Below are 19,831 nucleotides of genomic sequence, written 5' to 3' on the forward strand. Positions count from 1 at the left end.
CTTGGCATACCCATCCAGCAACGGTTCGCTGCGCCATGATTTCCGCATTCATCGCCCGGTGGTTTGTCCCTGCCTCGGATTCTGGCGTGGCCGACGACATTCGCCGCGGCAAATCGCCATGGGCCGACAGCATCCATCTGCTGTGGTCGGCGTGGATCTTCATCACGCCGCTGTTCAACGGCGGACTCAGCGGCTACAACCTGACCTGGTTCCTGTTCACACTGGGCACCTATCCGGTGTTCCTGCTGCTGTTCGCCAAGATTCAGCTGGCGCCGCGGCGCATGACGCGCTTTTACGCGCTGGGCATGGCGATCCTGTGCTTCGGAACCATGCGGTGGTATCCGAGCAGTCTCAGCTATTTCATTTATGCCTGCGTGATGCTGAGCCATGGCCGGATGCGACTTCGTGCCCAGGTGATCCAGCTGTTGCTGCTCAATGCGATATACGTGGCACTGGCGTGGCGCATCGGCTACCCGCTGTCGCTGCTGGCGATCATGCCGATCACGGCCATGATCATTTACGTCATCGTGATGGTCGAGCAGGCCCACAAGGAAAAAGATGTCGCGCTGCGGCTTTCGCAAGACGAGGTGCGCAGGCTGGCTGCCACCGCCGAGCGCGAGCGCATCGGCCGCGACCTGCATGACCTGCTTGGCCACACCTTGTCGCTGATTACATTGAAGCTGGAGTTGTCGCGCAAGCTGTTCGATCGCGACCACGAGGCGGCACGCCGTGAGCTGGAAGAGGCCGAGCGGGTGGCGCGCCACGCGCTGGCCGAAGTGCGCAGTGCGGTCAGCGGCATCCGCGCCGCCGACATCGCCGCCGAATTGGCCTCGGCACGACTGCTGCTGGAATCCTCGGCGGTGCACTTGGATTGCGGGCCCCTGCCGCCATCGTTGCCGGCTGAGGTTGAGCGCGGCCTGGCACTGGTGCTGCGCGAAGCCGTGACCAACATCGCCCGGCACGCCCGGGCCACGCAGGCGCGAGTGGTGCTTGCCGTCGAGGATGGCGTCGCGCGCTTGCGCATCGACGACAACGGATGCGGCGGTGTCGACGCGCATGGCAACGGCCTCAGCGGGATGCGTGAACGGGTGCGCGCGCTGGGCGGCACTTTGCGCATCGAATCGCCACGGCGTCAGGGCACGCACCTGTGCATCGAGGTACCCCTGCCGACCGCACGATTGCAGCAAGAACTCACCGCCGAGCCGGTTGTCGCCGAAGGTGCGGCCGATCCGGCGGTTGGCTGGCTGCCGAACCGGCGGCACGCGACATGATTCGCGGATTGACGCCACGACCGGATTCGCTGCTCGGGCAGCTGGGCGCGCGCAACCTGCGTTGGCAGCTCACTGCGAATCGGCTGTGGTTGATCATGCTCTTCGTGGAACCGTTGGCGCAGAGTGATCCGGGATGGCGCTGGTTGTGGCCGACGGTGCTGTCGATTCCCGTGTACCTGTATCTGTACTGGCAGTCGTATGCCGACGCGAGCCGTCGCCAGGTGTGGTACTGCGCGGGCATGGTGGTGCTCGGCTTCATCGTCTGCCCGTTCAATGGCGTGGCGCTGGGCTACACGATTTCCGGTTGCGTGTGGTTCGCCGCCCAGCCGTCGTGGCGGCGCTGGCTCGTCTTCGTGGGCATGGCATCCCTGCCAGCCGTGGCAGTGGCCATGCGGCTGGATACGCCTTGGTGGCTGATGTTGCTGCTGCTGGCGATTACGCTGCTGTCCGGACTCGGCCAGCATCTGCGTATGGCCAATCTGCGCAAGGACGTTGCCCTGCGCTTGTCGCAGGATGAGGTGCGCCGGCTCGCCACGCTGGCCGAGCGCGAGCGCATCGGCCGCGACCTGCACGACCTGCTCGGCCACACGCTGTCGCTGGTGACGCTGAAGTCGGAACTGGCGCGCAAGCTGGCGCTGGCCGATCCGCCGCGCGCGCAGCGGGAGATGGAAGAGGTGGAGCGTGTGTCGCGGCATGCGCTGGCCGAGGTGCGCGCCGCGGTCACCGGCATGCGGCGCAGTGACCTGAATGCGGAACTGGTTTCCGCGCGGCTGATGCTGGAGGCTTCCGGCGTCGCGTTCACGGCCGAGTCGCCGGAGACGCTGGTCCTGCCGCCGGAGATGGAGGCGCCGCTGGCGCTGGTGCTGCGCGAGGCGGTCACCAACATTCACCGCCACGCGCGCGCTACCACGACCAACGTGCGGATCATTGTCACCACAGAAGGATTCGAGATGCGGATCAGCGACAACGGTCGCGGCGGTCTTGCCGCGCATGGCAACGGAGTGAGCGGCATGCGCGAACGCGTGCGTGCGCTGGGCGGCGCGCTGACGATTGCCTCGCCGGCGGGGCGGGGCACCAGCGTGGAAGTGAAGGTGCCGCTGGCCGCCATGCCGCGCGCGGCGACCGCGCCGACGCCGGCCGTTGCCGTGGCGGATCAAGTGCGGGATGCCGCATGATCCGCGTGCTGCTGGCCGAGGACCAGGCGATGGTGCGCGGCGCGCTGTCGGCGCTGCTCAACCTCGAATCGGACATCGAGGTGCTGGGCTCCGCCTGCGACGGCGAGGCGGCCTGGCGCGAGCTGCAACGGCTCAAGCCCGACGTGCTGGTCACCGACATCGAGATGCCCGGCCTCACCGGGCTGGAACTGGCGCAGCGCATCCAGCGGCACGAGCTGCCGATCAAGGTGATCATCGTCACCACCTTCGCGCGGCCAGGCTTCCTGCGCCGCGCGCTGGACGCGGGCGTGTCCGGCTACTTGCTCAAGGACGCACCCGCCGAGAATCTCGCCGAAGCCTTGCGCACCGTGCAACGCGGCGGCCGCGCGATCGATCCGCAGCTGGCGCTGGAAGCCTGGTCGGAGGCCGATCCGCTGAACGACCGCGAGCGCCAGGTGCTGCGCCTGGCCGGCGAAGGCCACTCCGCCGGAGACATCGCCACCCAGCTCAACCTCTCGCACGGTACCGTGCGCAACTACCTGTCCGAGGCGATCGGCAAGCTGGGCGTGGCGAACCGCATCGAGGCTTATCGCCTCGCCAGGCAGAAGGGTTGGCTCTAACGGCTCTGCCGCCAGCGTGGTAGCGGCTTGCGCTGCTTCTGTGGCGGGACAGGCGCCTGCAGCGCGTGCACGAAACTGGCCGGGTCGGCCGGCGACAGCACCACGGTGCACACGGCCCCACGCAGCACCACGGCGCGCTGCCAGTCGGTGACGAAGGCGCGGTAGCGGCCCAGCTTCGCGTTGCGGAACCAGCCCGAGAACGAGAACAGCCCGCCGTTGCCGAACAGCCGGATCGAGCCTGCGCCGGCCTGCGGGTCGATGGTGGCCTCGCGCAGCTCGCCCAGCGCGACCCTGGTCGTCCAGCACAGGCGGCGTACCTGCAGCGTGCCGTCGCGCAATGCGTAGTCGCGCACCACGAAGGGCGCGGCGGCCAGCAGGATCACCAGCGGCAAGGCGATCGTCAGCGTGTGCAACACCGGCGACAGATGGGCCGGCACGGTGACCGCGACCAGCCAGGACACGCCCGGCAGGAGCAAGGTGACGACGATCGAGACGCCCTTGAGGAAGCCGCTCCAGGGCGCGGCGGGATGGCATGCATTCATGCCCGGATTCTGGCCGCTGCCTGCAGCGGGAACAAGGCGGGCGCCAGCCGGTCCGGGCTTGCGCGATAATGCGCCGTTGCACTTCGCATTCGTCACCCCGCCGAGCCGTTCCTTGAAGAAGTCCGATTTCGATTTCGACCTGCCGCACGAGTTGATCGCGCAGACGCCGTTGGCCGAGCGTTCGGCCAGCCGCATGCTGCTGCTGGACGTGGCGGCCGGCAGGCGGCAGGACCGCATGTTCCGCGAACTGCCCGGCTTCCTGCAGCCCGGCGACCTGCTGGTGTTCAACGACACCCGCGTGCTGCCTGCGCGCTTGTACGGGCGCAAGGAGAGCGGTGGCGCGGTGGAGATCCTGATCGAGCGGGTCACCGGCGCGCACGAGGCCACCGTGCAGCTGGGCGTGAGCAAGAAGCCGAAGGAAGGCGCGCGGATCGAGTTGGCCGACGGCAGCCATGCGCTGGTGCTGGGGCGCGACGAGAGTTTCTTCCGCCTGCACTTCGAGGCGCCCGAGCCCCTGGAGAAGCTGCTGCTCAAGCTCGGCGAGATGCCGCTGCCGCCGTACATCGAGCGCCATGCCGACGCTGCCGACCTGGAGCGCTACCAGACCGTCTACGCGCGCGAACCCGGCGCGGTGGCCGCGCCCACCGCCGGGCTGCATTTCGACGAACCGCTGCTGGCCGCGTTGCGCGAGCGTGGGGTGAATTTCGGCTACGTGACGCTGCACGTGGGTGCAGGCACCTTCCAGCCGGTACGGGTGGAGGACATCAGCGGGCACCACATGCACAGCGAATGGCTGAATGTGGGTGCGGGCCTGGTCGAGCAGATCCACCGCACCCGTGCCGCCGGCGGCCGTGTGGTCGCGGTGGGCACCACCGTGGTGCGCGCGCTGGAGAGCGCCACCGTGGATGGCGAGTTGCGCCCGTTCGCGGGAGAGACGCAGATCTTCATCTTCCCCGGTTACCGCATCACCAGCATCGACGGCCTGATCACCAACTTCCACCTGCCGCAATCGACCCTGCTGATGCTGGTGTCGGCGCTGGCCGGGCGCGAGTTCATGCTCGACGCGTACCGGCATGCGGTGGAGCAGCGGTATCGGTTCTTCTCGTATGGGGATGCGATGCTGATCCTGCCGCAGGGCGGCTGAGCATTCTTCCGTTTCGGGGCGCGCTTTTGCTGTGCTTACTCTCCCCGTTGGGGAGAGGACTGAGGTGAGGGGCGGGTTCGCGGAAGCGTTTCATCAGGGAGCTTGCCGCAAGATTGGCCCCTCACCCCAACCCTCTCCCCGGAAGGGAGAGGGAGCAATAGTGGCGACCTGCGATAATGGCAGGATGACTTCCCTGAATTTCGATCTCCTCGCCACCGATGGCGCCGCCCGCCGCGGCCGCCTCACGTTCCCCCGCGGTACGGTGGAAACGCCGGCCTTCATGCCGGTGGGCACCTATGGTTCGGTGAAGGCGATGACGCCGCGCGACGTGCGCGAGACCGGCGCCGAGATCATCCTGGGCAACACCTTTCACCTGTACCTGCGGCCCGGACTGGAGATCGTGGAGCAGTTCGGCGGGCTGCACCGTTTCATCGGCTGGGACCAGCCCATCCTCACGGACTCCGGCGGCTTTCAGGTGTTCTCGCTGGCACACCGGCGCAAGCTCACCGAGGAGGGTGTGACCTTCGCCTCGCCGGTGGACGGCTCCAAGGTGTTCCTGTCGCCGGAGGTGTCGATGCAGATCCAGCGCACGCTGGATTCGGACGTCGCGATGATCTTCGACGAGTGCACGCCATACCCGGCAACGGAGAAGGTGGCGTCCGACTCGATGGAGCTCAGCCTGCGCTGGGCCGAGCGTTCGCGCCGCGCGTTCGACGACCTGAAGAATCCGAACAACCTGTTCGGCATCGTGCAGGGCAGCGTGTACGAGCCGCTGCGTCGGCGTTCGGCGGAGCGGCTGGTGGAAATCGGCTTCGACGGCTACGCGGTGGGCGGCCTCGCGGTGGGCGAGCCGGAAGCGGCGCGCAACCACACGCTGGATTTCACCGTGTCGCTGCTGCCGGAAGACAAGCCGCGTTACCTGATGGGCGTGGGCCGGCCCGAGGACATCGTGGCGGCGGTGTGCCGCGGCATCGACATGTTCGACTGCGTGATGCCCACCCGCAACGCGCGCAACGGCTTCCTGTTCACCGCCGAGGGCACGCTGCGCATCCGCAACGCGAAGTATGCCGCCGACACCCGGGTGATCGAGGAGGGCTGCGACTGCCACGCCTGCGCGAACGGTTTCAGCCGCGCCTACCTGCGCCATCTCGACCGCTGCAACGAGATCCTCGGCAGCCAGCTCGCCACCATGCACAACCTCCGCCACTACCAGCGCTTGATGGCCGGGCTGCGCGAGGCGATCGTGGCGGGGCGGCTGCAGGATTTCGTGGCCGAATTCCAGGCGCGCCGGCAGGGCGCCCCCGCCGAAGCCCTGTAGGAGCGCACCCTGTGCGCGGATGCCTTGGCGCTTCGACCGGGACGAAAAGGCATTCGCGTACAGGGTGCGCTCCTACAACCACCGTGCGGCGGATGTGAACGCATGGCATAATCCGTGGTCTTTTATCGGGCGTTCAGTGGAATTCCCTGCTGGCGCCATTACTTGCGAGACGAAACGATGAGTCTTCCGATGTCTGTCACGCTGGCCCAGGCCGCTGCACCCCAGGGCGGCGGCCTCTCCATGATCCTCATGATGGTGGTGCTGTTCGGCCTGATGTATTTCATGATGATCCGCCCGCAGATGAAGCGGCAGAAGGAGCATCGCGCGCTGGTCTCCGCCCTGGCCAAGGGCGACGAGGTGGTGACCAACGGTGGCCTCGCCGGCCGCGTGGAAGAGGTGGGCGAGACCTTCATCACGATCGAGATCGCACCGAACGTGAAAGTGAAGCTGCAGAAGGGGGCGGTGTCGCAGGTGCTGCCCAAGGGCTCGCTGAAGTCCGCCTGAGCCGGGTCGTCGGGGCGAGGCATTTCTTATTTGGAAGTGCGGCCAAGGATGGCCGCTTCTTGATGTTCGCGGTCACGGACGAGCGCAAAAACAAACTTCGGCCAAGGTCGGCTGCTTCTTGACGTTCGCGATCACGGACGGTTGCAAAGGATCACTGATGAGCGATTTCCCACGCTGGAAGTACGCGCTGGTCGTGCTGGCGATGCTGTTCGGCATCGTCTACGCGCTGCCGAACGCCTTCGCGCCGCTGAAGGCGGTGCAGGTCAGCGCGAACAAAGGCTCGGCGCCGATCGACGACGCGCTGCGGCAGAAGGTGGCCGACGCGCTGGCCAAGGACCACATCGCCGCGGGCGTGGTGGCGCAGGGCGACCACCTGCTCGCCACCTTCGCCAACGCCGACCTGCAGAAGAGCGGCGCCGACGCGATCGGAGCCCTGCTCGGTGACAGCTACACCGTGGCCTTCAAGCTGCAGTCCACCGTGCCGCGCTGGCTGACCGCCATCCATGCGAACTCGATGCCGCTGGGCCTGGATCTGCAGGGCGGCGTGCACTTCCTGATGCAGGTGGATCAGAGCGGCGTGCTCGACAAGCTGGAGAACAGCTATGCCGACGACATCCGCGGCCAGCTGCGCCAGAAGGACATCCGCTACGAGTCGGTGGCGCGCAGCACGGTGGCCGGGCAGGGCATCGTGGTGGTACTGCGCTCGGCGGCCGACCGCTCCGGCGCGGCCGACCTGATCGCCACCAGCTCGCCCGACCTGGCGGTGACCGACGGTCCCAGCACCGGCGATCGCTACGTGCTGTATGCCGCGATCAAGCCGACCAAGCTGCGTGACCTCTCGCTGGGCACGATCAAGCAGAACCTCGCCACGCTGCGCAACCGCATCAACGCGCTGGGCGTGTCCGAGCCGGTGATCCAGCAGCAGGGCGAAGACCACATCGTGGTCGAGCTGGCCGGCGTGCAGGATCCGGCCGCGGCGAAGCGCTTGATCGGCGCCACCGCCACGCTGGAATACCGCCCCGGCATCGGCTACCCCGGCGATCCGCGCGCGATCGAAGCCGCGCAGAGCGGCAGCATCCCGCCGGACGCCAATCTCTACTACACCAGCAACGGCCACGTGCCGGTGCTGGTGGGCAAGCGCGCCATCGTCACCGGCGACCAGTTGGTCGACGCCAGCTCCGGCATCGACCAGAGCAACGGCACGCCCTCGGTGAACGTGACGCTGAACGCCTCCGGCGCGGCGAAGATGCAGGAGTTCACCAATGCCAACGTCGGCAAGCCGATGGCGGTGCTGCTGATCAACACCGTGTACGAAACCAGCACGGTCAACGGCAAGGAAGTGCGCACACCACAGATCAAAACTGAGGTGATCAACGACGCCACCATCCAGAGCCCGTTCGGCAAGGTGTTCTCGACCAACGGCCTGGGCAGTCCCAAGGAGGCCTCCGACCTGGCGCTGCTGCTGAAGAGCGGTGCGCTGGCCGCGCCGATGGACATCGTCGAGCAGTACGTGATCGGCCCCAGCCTGGGCCAGGAAAACATCAAGAAGGGCTTCGACGCCGTGATGCTCGGCCTGCTGCTGGTGCTGGCCTGCGCGGCGGTCTACTACAAGCTGTTCGGCCTGGTGGCCGACATCGCGCTGTTCTTCAACCTGCTGATCCTGGTCGCGGTGATGTCGATGATCGGGGTGACCCTGACCATGCCGGGCATCGCGGGCATCGTGCTGACCCTTGGCATGGCGATCGACGCGAACGTGCTGATCTGCGAACGCGTGCGCGAGGAGCTGCGCAACGGATCGACGCCGCATGCGGCGATCCACGCCGGCTACGACAAGGCCTGGGCCACGATTCTCGACGCCAACGTCACCCACCTGATCGCCGCGCTGGCACTGATGACGATGGGTACCGGCGCGATCCGCGGCTTCGGCGTCACGCTGGGCATCGGCATCCTGACCTCGATGTTCACCTCGGTGGTGATGACGCACGCGTTCACCGCGCTGATTCACGGCCGCCGCAAGCTCAAGACGCTGTCGGTGTAATCATGGAAATCTTCAATCACAACAGCAACATCCACTTCCTGCGCATCCGCGTCTTCAGCATCGCGGTGGCGATCGTGCTGATGGTCGCCTCGATCGCGCTGATCGCCACCAAGGGCTTGAACTACGGTCTGGACTTCACCGGTGGCGTCTCGCTGGTGGTGGACTACGCCCAGCCGGTGCAGACCGGCGACGTGCGCGACGCGCTGGCGAAGGGCGGCCTCGAAGACCTGGTGGTGCAGAGCGTGGGCGGCAGCCGCGAGGTGTCGATCCGCATGCAGCCTACCAAGGAGATGCTCGACGCCAAGGGCCAGGTGGACCTGGACAAGGTGGCCAGCACGGTGATGCAGCCGCTGAAGGCAGCCCGTGCCGATGCCACGCTGAAGAGCCGTTCCTCGGTCAGCGCCGAGGTGGGCGCCGAGCTGAAGAGCGACGGCATGGTCGCCGCGGTGTTCGTGATACTCGGCATCATGGCCTACCTGTGGATCCGCTTCGAACGCCGCTTCGCGATCGCCGCGGTGCTCACCGAGATCCACGACACCCTGGTGACCCTCGGCGTGCTGGCGCTGGTGCAGCGCGAGTTCGACATGACCGTGCTGGCCTCGGTACTGGCGGTGATCGGCTATTCGATCAACGACAAGGTGGTGGTGTTCGACCGCATCCGCGAGCTGTTCCGCCTCGCGCGCAAGGCCGAACCGGAGGAGATCCTCAACCGCTCGATCAACAGCACGCTGTCGCGAACCATCATCACCTCGCTGTTCACCGGCATCACCATGGCCGCGCTGTTCTTCTACGGCGGCCCGGCCGTGCATAATTTCGCTATCACCATGCTGATCGGCATCGTGGTGGGCACGCTCTCCTCGATCTTCGTGGCCAGCCCGATCCTGCTGTGGCTGGGCGTGTCGAAGAAGGACCTGATGCCGGTGACCAAGGAAAACCCGGAGCTCGCCCGCCGGCCATGAAGCCGCATCGCCCGCCTTGCGGGCGATCCTGATCACTCTCCCCCGCCACGCGGGGGAGATGCCCAAAGAGCCGAGTAGAGCGCTCTTCACACGGCAACGGCCCGGTCATCCGGGCCGTTGCCGTTTCAGACGCGCTGTGCCAGTGCGGTGTCCAGTTCGGCCAAGCGCTGTGGCGTCCCCACGTCGGTCCAGCGACCGCGATGCAGCGAACCGCACAGCGCGCCTTGCGCCATCGCCGCTTCCAGCAGCGGTCGCAGTTTGAAGCGCGGCGGCTTCGCCTCGACGCCCGCGGCATCGCCCACCGCGTCGCGCCAGCCATCCAGCAGCTCGCGACGGAACACACCGATGCCGCTGTAGGTGAGTCGCGGTTCGCCGTCCGCATGCAGCAGGCCCTGCACATCCAGCCGGAAATCTCCGCCGGGATGGTGCGCCGGGTTGTCCACCATCAGCAGGTGCCCGTGTCCTTCGGGTTCGGCGGGCAGCGCGGCGAAGTCGGCGTCGCACCACACGTCGCCACTGATCGCGAGCACCGGCTCCGGCCCCAGCAATGGCAGTGCGTTGAGCAGGCCGCCGCCGGTTTCCAGCGGCACCGGGCCTTCGTACACGTAGCGGATGCGCAGGCCCCAGCGCGAGCCGTCGCCCAGCGCCTCGGGAAACTGTTCGGCGAGATGCGAGGTGTTGATCGCCACGTAGTTCACGCCGATCGCGGCGAGCTTCTCCAGATGCCATACGATCAGCGGCTTGCCGCCCACGACCAGCAGCGGTTTGGGCGTGCGCTCGGTGAGCGGGCGCATGCGCTCGCCCAAGCCGGCGGCGAAGATCAGCGCGTGCCTCATGTCGCCACCTGGGTGAGATCACGCCCATGTGCATGGCATTCCAGGAGTGCCGCGAAATCGGCCAGCTCCGGATAGCCATTCGCCACCTCGATCACGTAGCGGTACACCTGCGGCACATCGGCGAGATAACCCGGTTTGCCGTCGCGATACCACAGCCGGTAGAACTGGCCCAGCACGCGCACGTGGCGGTGCAGGCCGGTGAGGTCGAACCAGCGCAGGAAGCGCGTCGTGTCGATGTCGTGACCGATCACGCCGGCGTGGCGCAGGCGCAGGCGGTAGGACTCCACCCAGGCCTCGACGCGCTCGCGCGGCCACGCGACGTAGGCGTCGCGCAGCAGCGAGGCGAGGTCGTAGGTGACCGGGCCGTGCAGCGCGCCCTGGAAATCGATCACGCCAGGATTGTTCGCTTCGACCACCAGCAGGTTGCGGCTGTGGTAGTCGCGGTGCACGAAGCAACGCGGCTGCGCCAGCGCGTTGCGGATGATGACGTCGAACGCCGCCTCCAGGACGTCCCACTCATCGCAATCCGGTGTGTGGCCGAGATGGCGTTCGAGGAACCACTTGGGCATCACCTCCAGTCCGTTCACCAATACCGTGTGGTCGAACGGCGGCAGGTCGTCGCTGGCCACCTTCGTCTGCATCGCAAGCAGTGCGTCCATCGCGTCGCCGTAGAGTTGGTCCGCGTTCGCCTTGTTCAACTCGGCGAGATACAGCCGCGAACCCAGGTCCTCGATCAGCAGGAAACCCTGCTGCAGATCCTGCGCCGCCACCTTCGGCACGTGCAGGCCGGCGGCGGCGAGCCGTTCGCCGATCGCCAGCCAAGGGCGCGGGTCTTCGCGCTCCGGCGGCGAGTCCATCACGATCCAGCTCGATCCCGCTTGCGTAGCGCGCCAGTAGCTGCGGAAGCTGGCGTCGGAGGAGGCGGGGGCGAGGATCAGCTGGCTGTTGCCGAGGGCGGCACGCGCCCACGCGAGGCGGGCGGCGGTACGTTCGTTGCGGTTGTCCATGGAGTGATCGGCAAGCTGAGGCCGGGACAGCTTAGATTGCCCGCGGGCGGATTGCTCGTGGCGGCTCGGGACGGATGGCCAGCGACCCACGGAAATCGCGAAGACGGCGCGCGGGCAGGGTCGCCGACACCCCGGCTCAGAACGTACCCTGCAGCATCACGAATCCGCGCGTACCGCCGATGTCGCCAACATCGTCCGGGTTCAGCAGGCTGGTGGTGTGGCGGTAGAAGGCGGCGTTGCTGGCATGGGTCACGCCGCCGCTGAGTGCCCACTGCGCCGAGAGTTGGTATTTCAGTGTCGCGCCGACATCGCTGTAGTCCGGCTTGCGTGCGCCGCCGGGCAAGGCTGCGAGCAGGCCGTTCGGGTAGTGGGTGTGGCCGGCATGCAGGGCGAGGCTCCATGCGCCGCGCAAGGGCAGCGTGGCGTCGAGCTGCACGTAGCGGGTGCCGCGCGAGTTGCCGGCGTAACCCTCTTCGACATCCGCGCCGAAGTAGTCCGTCAGTGCCTGGTTGTATTTGAGCGTGAGCCATTTCCAGCCCAGCGCGACATTGGCTTCGAGCGTGTCGAATGATCGCGCCGGCAGGCGCGGGTTGGCGCGGTCGAGGTTGCCGCCGGGATAGAGGTAGCCGTACACGCCGGCGCGCCACGACCAGTCCCGGCCGAAGCTGCGGCCGTAGCTGGCGTAGAGATCCAGTTCCATCGCTGCGCCGGGGAAGCTGCGCTCGCTGATGCTGGAGGCCCATGTTCCGGCGGCGAAGCCGCTGGCGGCGGCGTAATCACCGCCGCCCTGGATCGCCGGCTTGCCCCAGGTCTGGCTCAGGCCGCGGAACACGTAGTCCGAGGTCACGGCCACGTTGCCGGTCACGGGCGGCGCATCGTCGGCATGGGCCGGCGCGGCGCCGAGCAGGACGATCGCGATGAGGGCGCTGGCTGGTCTTTGCATCGTGTGTTCCCCGTGTCTGGTCCGGCTGGTGGCGGCGAGCCCGATCGGGCTCGTCGTGTGCGCGGAAGCGGCGGGAATCACCGCTGCAGGTCGTAGGCGCGCTCCTCGTGCTCGGCAAGGTCCAGGCCCATCTGTTCCTGCTCGGCATCCACGCGCAGTCCCAGCGTGCGGTCGAGCAGCTTGAGGATGGCCACGCTCAGCAGCGCGCTCCAGGCGATCGTGAAGCCCACGCCCTTGGCCTGTATCCACAACTGGCCCCATGCCGAAGCGACGTGACCGAAGCCGCCGAGGCTGGCGGCGGCGAACGGGCCGGTGAGCAGGGCGCCGACGATGCCGGCAATGGCGTGCACGCCGAACACGTCCAGGGTGTCGTCGTAGCCCAGCCGGTACTTGAGCCGGGTGGCGGTGAAGAAGCAGATCGCGCCGGCGGCGAGGCCGATCAGCAGCGCGCCGCCGGGGCCGCAGGTGCCGGCGGCAGGCGTCACCGCGACCAGGCCGGCCACCGCGCCCGAGGCGATGCCGAGCACGCTGGCGCGCTTGTGGATGGTCCATTCCACCGCGGTCCAGCCGATCGCGGCGGCCGCGGTGGCGATCTGGGTCACCAGCATCGCCATGCCGGCGCTGCCGTTCGCGGCGACCGCCGAGCCGGCGTTGAAGCCGAACCAGCCCAGCCATAGCAGGCTGGCGCCGATCACGGTGTAGCCGAGGTTGTGCGGCGGCATGTGGGTGTGCGGCCAGCCGCGGCGCTTGCCGATCACCAGGCAGGCCACCAGGCCGGCGACACCGGCGTTGATGTGCACCACGGTGCCGCCGGCGAAATCCAGCACGCCCAGGTCGCCCAGCAACGAACCGGGGCCGCTCCACACCATGTGCGCGATCGGCAGGTAGACGAGGGTGAACCACAGCGCGCTGAACCAAAGCATGGCGGCGAAGCGCATGCGCTCGGCGTAGGCGCCCACGATCAGCACCGGCGTGATGATGGCGAAGGTGAGCTGGAACATCACGTACACGCTTTCCGGCACGGTCTGGTAGCGCGAGTCGGGCGTGAGTCCGGCCAGCATCGCGCGGTCCAGTCCGCCGATGAAGGAATGCCAGCCGGTGATGCCGGCGCGCATCCCTTCGGTGCTGAAGGCCAGCGAGTAGCCGTAGACGATCCACAGCACGGTGATCAGGGCGGTGATCGCGAAGCACTGCATCATCACCGAGAGCAGGTTCTTCGCTCGCACCATGCCGCCGTAGAACAGCGCGGCGCCGGGTATCGTCATCATCAGCACCAGCATGGAGGCGGTAAGCATCCACGCGGTGTCGCCGCTGTCGAGCTTCGTCACGGGCGCGGCCTGGGCGAAGGCGGAGAGTGGCAGGAGGGCCAGCGCGGCGGTGCCGGCGAGCAGTCGGCTAGAGCGCATCGGCGTCGACCTCCTGCGTACGGATGCGGATCACCTGTTCCAGGGCGGAGACGAAGATCTTGCCGTCGCCCACCTTGCCGGTGCGGGCGGTGCCGACGATCGCCTCGATCGCGTGTTCGAGCTGTTCGTCGCTCACCGCAAGCTCGATCTTGAGCTTGGGCAGGAAATCGACCACGTACTCGGCGCCCCGGTACAACTCCGTGTGGCCGTGCTGGCGGCCGAAGCCCTTGACCTCGGTGACCGTCATGCCGTGCACGCCGGCCTCGGCCAGCGCCTCGCGCACTTCGTCCAGCTTGAACGGCTTGATGATGGCGGTGATCCACTGCATGCATTTCTCCCCCGCGGATGATCCCGTGTTGCAGCACAGCAGAATACGTGCCAGCGGCGGGAAGCGCGCTGCTTAGCCATTTGGACGGCGATATCTGATGGCGGCTGGCCCGGATCTCGTGAAACTGGTGCAAGTCTTGCCTGCTGTTGGTGCAAGCCGACGATTTGACCGGACTTCCCGCAATCAGTACCATTTTGGTCTGGATTAAGACCGATCCCCGCTACACGAGCCTCCCCATGCTCCGCGTCAGTCGACTCACGGATTACGCCACGGTGGTGATGACCTGCATCGCCGCCCATCCGGACGACGTGCTGAGCACGGCGCAGATTGCCGACGAGACCCGGCTGGAGCTGCCCACGGTGAGCAAGCTGCTGAAGTCGCTGGGCCATGCCGGCCTGGTGGAATCCTTCCGCGGCGTCAACGGCGGCTACCGGTTGGCACGGCCGGCGCAGGCGATCAGCCTCGCCGAGATCGTCGAGGCGATGGAGGGGCCGATCGGCATGACCGAATGCGGCGTCACCGAGGGCCAGTGCGAGCGCGAGGCGCAATGCGGCGTGCGCGGCAGCTGGCAGCGCATCAGCAGCGTGCTCGACCATGCGTTGCGCGCGGTGAGCCTGGCCGACATGTTGCGGCCGCCGCCGCGTCGCCACGAAGTGACGGTCGACATCAGCACCCTGAAAGGCAGAACCACGGCATGAGCAGCGCAACCATCGACAGCACCAACACCGCGTTGCGCGACAACGCCGGGGTCGCCGAGGCGCTGGGCCGCAACTACAGCGCCGGCTTCGTCACCGAGATCGAGATGACCGGCCTGCCGCCGGGCCTGGACGAGGAGACCATCCGCGCGCTCTCCGCGATCAAGCGCGAGCCCGAGTGGATGACCGAGTGGCGCCTCGCCGCCTACCGCCACTGGCTGACCATGCCGCAGCCGGACTGGGCCAAGCTGAAGATGGACGCGATCGACTACCAGGCGATCAGCTACTACGCCGCGCCCAAGGTGGCGCCGAAGTCGCTGGACGAGGTCGATCCCGCCCTCTTGGAAACCTACGAGAAGCTGGGCGTGCCGCTGCACGAGCGCGCCGCGCTGGCCGGCGTGGCGGTGGACGCGGTGTTCGATTCCGTATCGGTCGGCACCACCTTCCGCAAGCAACTGGCCGAGGCCGGCGTGATCTTCTGCTCGATGAGCGAGGCGATCCGCGAGCATCCCGAGCTGGTGCAGCAGTATCTCGGCAGCGTGGTGCCGACGGGCGACAACTTCTTCGCCGCGCTGAACTCGGCGGTGTTCTCCGACGGCAGCTTCGTGTTCATCCCGAAGGGCGTGCGCTGCCCGATGGAGCTTTCCACCTACTTCCGCATCAACGCGCAGAACACCGGCCAGTTCGAGCGCACCTTGATCGTGGCCGAGGAAGGCGCCCACGTCTCCTACCTCGAAGGCTGCACCGCGCCCAAGCGCGACGAGAACCAGTTGCACGCCGCGGTGGTGGAACTGGTGGCGCTGGAGCGCGCGCAGATCAAGTACTCGACCGTGCAGAACTGGTATCCCGGCGACGAGAACGGCGTCGGCGGCATCTACAATCTGGTCACCAAGCGCGGCGACTGCCGCGGCGATGATTCCAAGATCAGCTGGACCCAGGTGGAAACCGGTTCGGCGATCACCTGGAAATACCCGTCCGTGGTGCTGCGCGGCGACCGCTCGGTGGGCGAGTTCCACTCGGTGGCGCTGACCCACCACTACCAGCAGGCCGACACCGGCACGAAGATGATCCACATCGGCAAGGACACCAAGTCGAAGATCGTCTCCAAGGGCATCAGCGCCGGCAAGAGCAACAACAGCTACCGCGGCCTGGTGAAGGTGGAGAAGGGCGCCGAACGCGCACGCAACTACACCCAGTGCGACTCGCTGCTGATCGGCAAGAAATGCGGCGCGCACACCTTCCCGTACATGGAAGTGAAGAACCCCAGCGCGATCGTCGAGCACGAGGCCACCACCTCGAAGATCTCCGACGACCAGCTGTTCTACTGCCGTTCGCGCGGCATCGGCGAGGAGGATGCCGTCTCGATGATCGTGGACGGCTTCTGCAAGCAGGTTTTCCGCGAGCTGCCGATGGAGTTCGCGGTGGAGGCCAAGAAGCTGCTGGAAGTCAGCCTTGAAGGTGCCATCGGCTGATGTAGGAGCGCACCCTGTGCGCGATGCATTCTCCGACGACCATCGCGCACAGGGTGCGCTCCTACCAATGACGTATCGAGTCGAGTCATGCTGAAAATCGAAAACCTGCACGCCCGTGTCGCGGGCAAGGACATCCTCAAAGGCCTCTCGCTGACGGTGAACCCGGGCGAGGTGCACGCCATCATGGGGCCGAACGGCGCCGGCAAGTCCACGCTGGGCAACGTGCTCTCCGGTCGCGACGGCTACGAGGTCACCGCCGGCAGCGTCACCTACGACGGCATCGACCTGCTGGCGTTAGAGCCGGAGGCGCGCGCCGCCGCGGGCGTATTCCTTGCGTTCCAGTACCCGGTGGAGATTCCTGGCGTCAACAACACCTACTTCCTGCGCGCGGCGCTGAACGCGCAGCGCAAGGCGCGCGGCGAGAAGGAGCTGGATTCCATGCAGTTCCTCAAGCTGGTGCGCGAGAAGCTCAAGGTGATGCAGATCTCCGACGAACTGCTGCATCGTGCGGTGAACGAGGGTTTCTCCGGCGGCGAGAAGAAGCGCAACGAGATCTTCCAGATGGCGGTACTGGAGCCGAAGCTGGCGATCCTCGACGAGACCGACTCGGGCCTGGACATCGACGCGCTGAAGCAGGTGGCGCAAGGCGTCAACGCGCTGCGCTCGCCGGAGCGCTCGTTCCTGGTCATCACGCATTACCAGCGGCTGCTCGACTACATCGAGCCCGACTTCGTGCACGTGCTGGCCGGCGGCCGCATCGTGGAAAGCGGTGACAAGACGCTGGCGCTGAAGCTGGAAGAGCACGGCTACGCCTGGGTGCGCGAGCACGGCGAGCCGGCCGGGGCGACGGCATGAGTCAGCCGGCCTCCGTGCCCTTCGTGGCGTCGCTGGGCGATGCGGCGCTGCCGGCCAGTGGTATCGCCTGGCTGGACGCGCTGCGCCGCGAGCATCTCGCGGCCTTCGCCGTCGCCGGCTTGCCCGACACGCGGATGGAGGCGTGGAAGTACACCGCGCTGCGTGCGCTGGGCCAGCGCCGCTATGCGAACGGCGACGCGCAGGCGGCGACGCGCGCGATCGATATGGCCGCATTCGCCTTGCCCGGCGTCGACGGGCCGCGGCTGGTCTTCGTCAATGGCGTGTTCCGCGCCGATCTCTCCGCACTGGACGCGCTGCCGGCGGGCCTCACCTTGCAGCCGCTGGTGCAGGCCTTGCGACAGGATGCCGAGCCGCTGCGCTTCGCGCTGTCGCGCCACGAGCCGGAGCGGGGCGATGCCTTCGTGCGGCTCAACGCTGCGCTGGCCGCTGACGGCGTGGTGCTGAAGGTGGCGCCCGGCGCGAAGATCGCCGCACCGGTGCACCTCGTGTTCCTCGGCGCGCCTGCCGACGGCGAGCTGGCCTGGCATCTGCGCCACGTGATCGAGCTGGGCGAGGGCGCCGAACTGGCGCTGGTGGAACACCATGCCGCCGCCGGCGAGCAGCAGCACCTGGGCACGTTGGTGGGCGACATCACGCTGCGCGACGGCGCGGTGCTGCGGCATGTGCTGTTCCAGCAGGCGGCCACGGGCAGCAGCCTGATCCGGCACAGCCGGCTGCAGCTGGGCGCGCGCGCGCAGGCCATGCTGCACGTGCTGGAGCTGGGCGGCGCGCTGGTACGGCACGACTTGCGCGTCGAGCTGGTGGGCGACGGCGCGCGGCTGGACACGCGCGGCGTGTTCATGCCGCACGGCCGCCAGCACATCGACACCCAGCTGGCGATCCGTCACCAGGGCCTGAACACGACTTCGGATTCGGTCTGGCGCGGCGTGGCCGACCAGCGTGGGCGTGGCGTGTTCCGCGGTGCGATCCTGGTGGCGCCCGGCGCCGACGGCAGCGACGCCAGCCTCAGCAACAAGAACCTGCTGCTGTCCGGTCAGGCGGAGATCGATACCAAGCCGGAGCTGGAGATCTACGCCGACGAGGTCAAGGCAGCACACGGCGCCACGGTGGGCCAGCTCGACGAGCGCGCGCTGTTCTACCTGCGCTCGCGCGGCATCCCGCTGGTCGAGGCGCGCGCGTTGCTCACCGGCGCGTTCTGCCGCGCGGTGCTGGACGACTTGCCGAATGCGGCGCTGCGCGAACACCTCACCGGCCTGCTGGCGGTTGAATTGCCGGCATGACGTTATTTCTCCTCCCCCTGCTTGCAGGGGAGGTCGGGAGGGGTAAGTCTCGTCGCAGGGCACCCCACCCCAACCCTCCCCTGCAAGCAGGGGAGGGGGCAAACCACGGAACCCTCGGGATGAATGCACAAACCAGCACGCCAGCCTTCGACGTCCAGCGCGTCCGCGCGGATTTCCCGCTGCTCGCACGCACGGTGCACGGCAAGCCGCTGGTGTACTTCGACAACGCGAATACCAGCCAGAAGCCGCGCCAGGTGATCGAGGCAGTGGATCGGCATTACCGCGAGCACAACGCCAACGTGTCGCGCGCGGTGCACCTGCTCGGCGAGGAGGCCACCGCGGCCTACGAGGGCGCGCGCGACGCGCTGGCGCGCTTCATCAACGCACCCTCGCGCGACGAGCTGGTGCTCACCTCGGGCACCACGCAGTCGGCCAACCTGGTGGCCTACAGTTTCGCACTGCCGCGGCTGCAGCCCGGCGACGCGATCCTCACCACCACGATGGAGCACCACGCCAACATCGTGCCGTGGCAGATCGTGGCCGCCCGCGCCGGTGCCACGGTGCAGGCGGCGCCGATCAGCGCGAGCGGCGAGCTGATCGTGGAGGAGTTCGTCAAGCGGCTCACGCCCGAGGTGAAGCTGGCCTGCGTGGGACACGTTTCCAACGTGCTGGGCACGGTGAACCCGGTACGCGAGCTGGCGAAGGAATGCCGCAGGCGCGGCATCCCGCTGTTCGTGGACGGCTCGCAGGCGGTGCCGCACCGCCCGGTGGACGTGCAGGCGCTGGGCTGCGATTTCTACGCGCTCACCGGCCACAAGATGCTGGCGCCCACCGGCACCGGCGCGCTGTGGGCGCGCAAGGAGCACCTCGACGCGATGCCGCCGTTCTTCGGCGGCGGCGAGATGATTCGCGAAGTGAAGTTCTCCGGCACCACCTTCGCCGAGCCGCCGCACCGCTTCGAGGCCGGCACGCCGAACATCGCCGGTTTCGCCGGCGTGAGCGCCGCGATTGCCTATTACGAATCGCTGGGCTTCGACGCGATCCGCGACCACGAGCGTGCCCTGCTCGACCATGCCACCGCGCGGCTGCGCGAGGTCCTGGGCCTGCGCATCGTCGGCGAGGCAGCGGAGAAGGAGCCGGTGATCTCCTTCCTGATCGAAGGCGCGCAGGCCACCGACCTCGCCACCTTGCTGGACCTGGAAGGCGTGGCGGTGCGCTCCGGCCACCACTGCGCGCACCCGCTGATGCAGTTCTACGGCGTGCCGGCCACGCTGCGCGCCTCGCTGGCGTTCTACAACACGCACGAGGAGGTCGATGCCTTCGTGGCGGCCCTGCTCAAGGTGCGCCGGTTGCTGCGTTGAGTTGCCGCCGCGATGCCCGGTCATCCCGGGGCGCCGCCCCGGGCCGCTATGCTCGGGCTCTCGTCTGTCACAGGGTT

General features: G+C 67.7%; 19 protein-coding genes. 13 read left to right on the forward strand and 6 right to left on the reverse strand.

The genetic code is table 11. The features are described 5' to 3' along the window. Positions 1–35 precede the first annotated feature (35 nt). The 3 genes from B0E52_RS05635 to B0E52_RS05645 are packed head-to-tail and all read left to right on the forward strand — an operon-like array spanning position 36 to position 3,045. Positions 36–1,271: a sensor histidine kinase gene (locus B0E52_RS05635; RefSeq protein ID WP_077482460.1), complete on the forward strand. Its 1,236-nt coding sequence runs from the start codon at positions 36–38 to the stop codon at positions 1,269–1,271. A gap of 8 nt (positions 1,272–1,279) precedes the next feature. Then, the gene (locus B0E52_RS05640) at positions 1,280–2,446 is read left to right on the forward strand and encodes a sensor histidine kinase (protein ID WP_254426719.1); all 1,167 of its coding nucleotides are present in this window, start codon (positions 1,280–1,282) and stop codon (positions 2,444–2,446) included. Then, positions 2,443–3,045 (forward strand): response regulator transcription factor, encoded by a 603-nt coding sequence (locus tag B0E52_RS05645; RefSeq protein WP_077482464.1) that lies wholly within the window; start codon positions 2,443–2,445, stop codon positions 3,043–3,045. Before B0E52_RS05640 ends, B0E52_RS05645 begins: the two co-directional genes overlap by 4 nt. On the opposite strand, the gene B0E52_RS05650 is transcribed toward B0E52_RS05645, so the two are convergent. Then, on the reverse strand, positions 3,042–3,587 hold the full coding sequence (locus B0E52_RS05650) for a PH domain-containing protein (protein ID WP_139351597.1): 546 nt from the start codon (positions 3,585–3,587) through the stop codon (positions 3,042–3,044). The genes B0E52_RS05645 and B0E52_RS05650 overlap by 4 nt on opposite strands. A gap of 112 nt (positions 3,588–3,699) precedes the next feature. Here B0E52_RS05650 and queA point away from each other — a divergent pair, with 112 nt between their 5' ends. From queA to secF, 5 genes are all read left to right on the forward strand, one after another. Beyond that, complete coding sequence (gene queA / locus B0E52_RS05655) at positions 3,700–4,731, forward strand: tRNA preQ1(34) S-adenosylmethionine ribosyltransferase-isomerase QueA (protein WP_077482681.1); 1,032 nt, start codon at positions 3,700–3,702, stop codon at positions 4,729–4,731. Positions 4,732–4,915: 184 nt separating this feature from the next. Continuing rightward, positions 4,916–6,049 (forward strand): tRNA guanosine(34) transglycosylase Tgt, encoded by a 1,134-nt coding sequence (gene tgt, locus B0E52_RS05660; protein ID WP_077482466.1) that lies wholly within the window; start codon positions 4,916–4,918, stop codon positions 6,047–6,049. A 177-nt stretch (positions 6,050–6,226) separates the two neighbouring features. Then, positions 6,227–6,553, forward strand: a complete 327-nt coding sequence (gene yajC, locus B0E52_RS05665; protein ID WP_077482468.1) for a preprotein translocase subunit YajC — start codon at positions 6,227–6,229, stop codon at positions 6,551–6,553. Positions 6,554–6,710: 157 nt separating this feature from the next. Beyond that, the gene (gene secD, locus B0E52_RS05670) at positions 6,711–8,591 is read left to right on the forward strand and encodes a protein translocase subunit SecD (RefSeq protein WP_077482470.1); all 1,881 of its coding nucleotides are present in this window, start codon (positions 6,711–6,713) and stop codon (positions 8,589–8,591) included. Between the two features lie 2 nt (positions 8,592–8,593). Further along, positions 8,594–9,550, forward strand: coding sequence for a protein translocase subunit SecF (secF, locus tag B0E52_RS05675; protein ID WP_077482472.1), 957 nt, complete (start codon positions 8,594–8,596; stop codon positions 9,548–9,550). A gap of 125 nt (positions 9,551–9,675) precedes the next feature. Here the strand turns inward: secF and murU are convergent, their stop codons facing one another. The 5 genes from murU to B0E52_RS05700 all read right to left on the reverse strand — a co-directional run bounded on the left by murU (position 9,676) and on the right by B0E52_RS05700 (position 14,070). Beyond that, on the reverse strand, positions 9,676–10,386 hold the full coding sequence (murU, locus tag B0E52_RS05680) for an N-acetylmuramate alpha-1-phosphate uridylyltransferase MurU (protein ID WP_077482474.1): 711 nt from the start codon (positions 10,384–10,386) through the stop codon (positions 9,676–9,678). Then, complete coding sequence (locus B0E52_RS05685; protein ID WP_077482476.1) at positions 10,383–11,393, reverse strand: phosphotransferase; 1,011 nt, start codon at positions 11,391–11,393, stop codon at positions 10,383–10,385. Before B0E52_RS05685 ends, murU begins: the two co-directional genes overlap by 4 nt. Before the next feature lie 136 nt (positions 11,394–11,529). Then, positions 11,530–12,336 (reverse strand): TorF family putative porin, encoded by an 807-nt coding sequence (locus B0E52_RS05690; protein WP_077482478.1) that lies wholly within the window; start codon positions 12,334–12,336, stop codon positions 11,530–11,532. A gap of 77 nt (positions 12,337–12,413) precedes the next feature. Then, positions 12,414–13,742, reverse strand: a complete 1,329-nt coding sequence (locus tag B0E52_RS05695) for an ammonium transporter (RefSeq protein WP_077482480.1) — start codon at positions 13,740–13,742, stop codon at positions 12,414–12,416. Further along, entirely contained in the window at positions 13,732–14,070 is a 339-nt protein-coding gene (locus B0E52_RS05700; RefSeq protein WP_077482483.1) for a P-II family nitrogen regulator, read from the reverse strand. The genes B0E52_RS05695 and B0E52_RS05700 overlap by 11 nt, the downstream gene beginning before the upstream one ends. A gap of 236 nt (positions 14,071–14,306) precedes the next feature. On the opposite strand from B0E52_RS05700, the gene B0E52_RS05705 reads away from it, so the two are divergent. The 5 genes from B0E52_RS05705 to B0E52_RS05725 all read left to right on the forward strand — a co-directional run bounded on the left by B0E52_RS05705 (position 14,307) and on the right by B0E52_RS05725 (position 19,754). After that, complete coding sequence (locus B0E52_RS05705; RefSeq protein WP_077482485.1) at positions 14,307–14,768, forward strand: SUF system Fe-S cluster assembly regulator; 462 nt, start codon at positions 14,307–14,309, stop codon at positions 14,766–14,768. Next, entirely contained in the window at positions 14,765–16,237 is a 1,473-nt protein-coding gene (gene sufB, locus B0E52_RS05710) for a Fe-S cluster assembly protein SufB (RefSeq protein ID WP_077482489.1), read from the forward strand. The genes B0E52_RS05705 and sufB overlap by 4 nt, the downstream gene beginning before the upstream one ends. An 87-nt stretch (positions 16,238–16,324) precedes the next feature. Beyond that, complete coding sequence (gene sufC / locus B0E52_RS05715) at positions 16,325–17,092, forward strand: Fe-S cluster assembly ATPase SufC (protein WP_077482490.1); 768 nt, start codon at positions 16,325–16,327, stop codon at positions 17,090–17,092. Continuing rightward, positions 17,089–18,393: a Fe-S cluster assembly protein SufD gene (sufD, locus tag B0E52_RS05720; protein ID WP_077482492.1), complete on the forward strand. Its 1,305-nt coding sequence runs from the start codon at positions 17,089–17,091 to the stop codon at positions 18,391–18,393. The genes sufC and sufD overlap by 4 nt, the downstream gene beginning before the upstream one ends. Positions 18,394–18,512: 119 nt before the next feature. Next, a complete protein-coding gene (locus tag B0E52_RS05725) occupies positions 18,513–19,754 on the forward strand; it encodes a cysteine desulfurase (RefSeq protein ID WP_077482494.1) in 1,242 nt (413 codons plus the stop codon). Positions 19,755–19,831 lie beyond the last annotated feature (77 nt).

This window comes from Rhodanobacter sp. C06 (assembly GCF_002001105.1).
In the GTDB taxonomy this organism is placed as follows: domain Bacteria; phylum Pseudomonadota; class Gammaproteobacteria; order Xanthomonadales; family Rhodanobacteraceae; genus Rhodanobacter_A.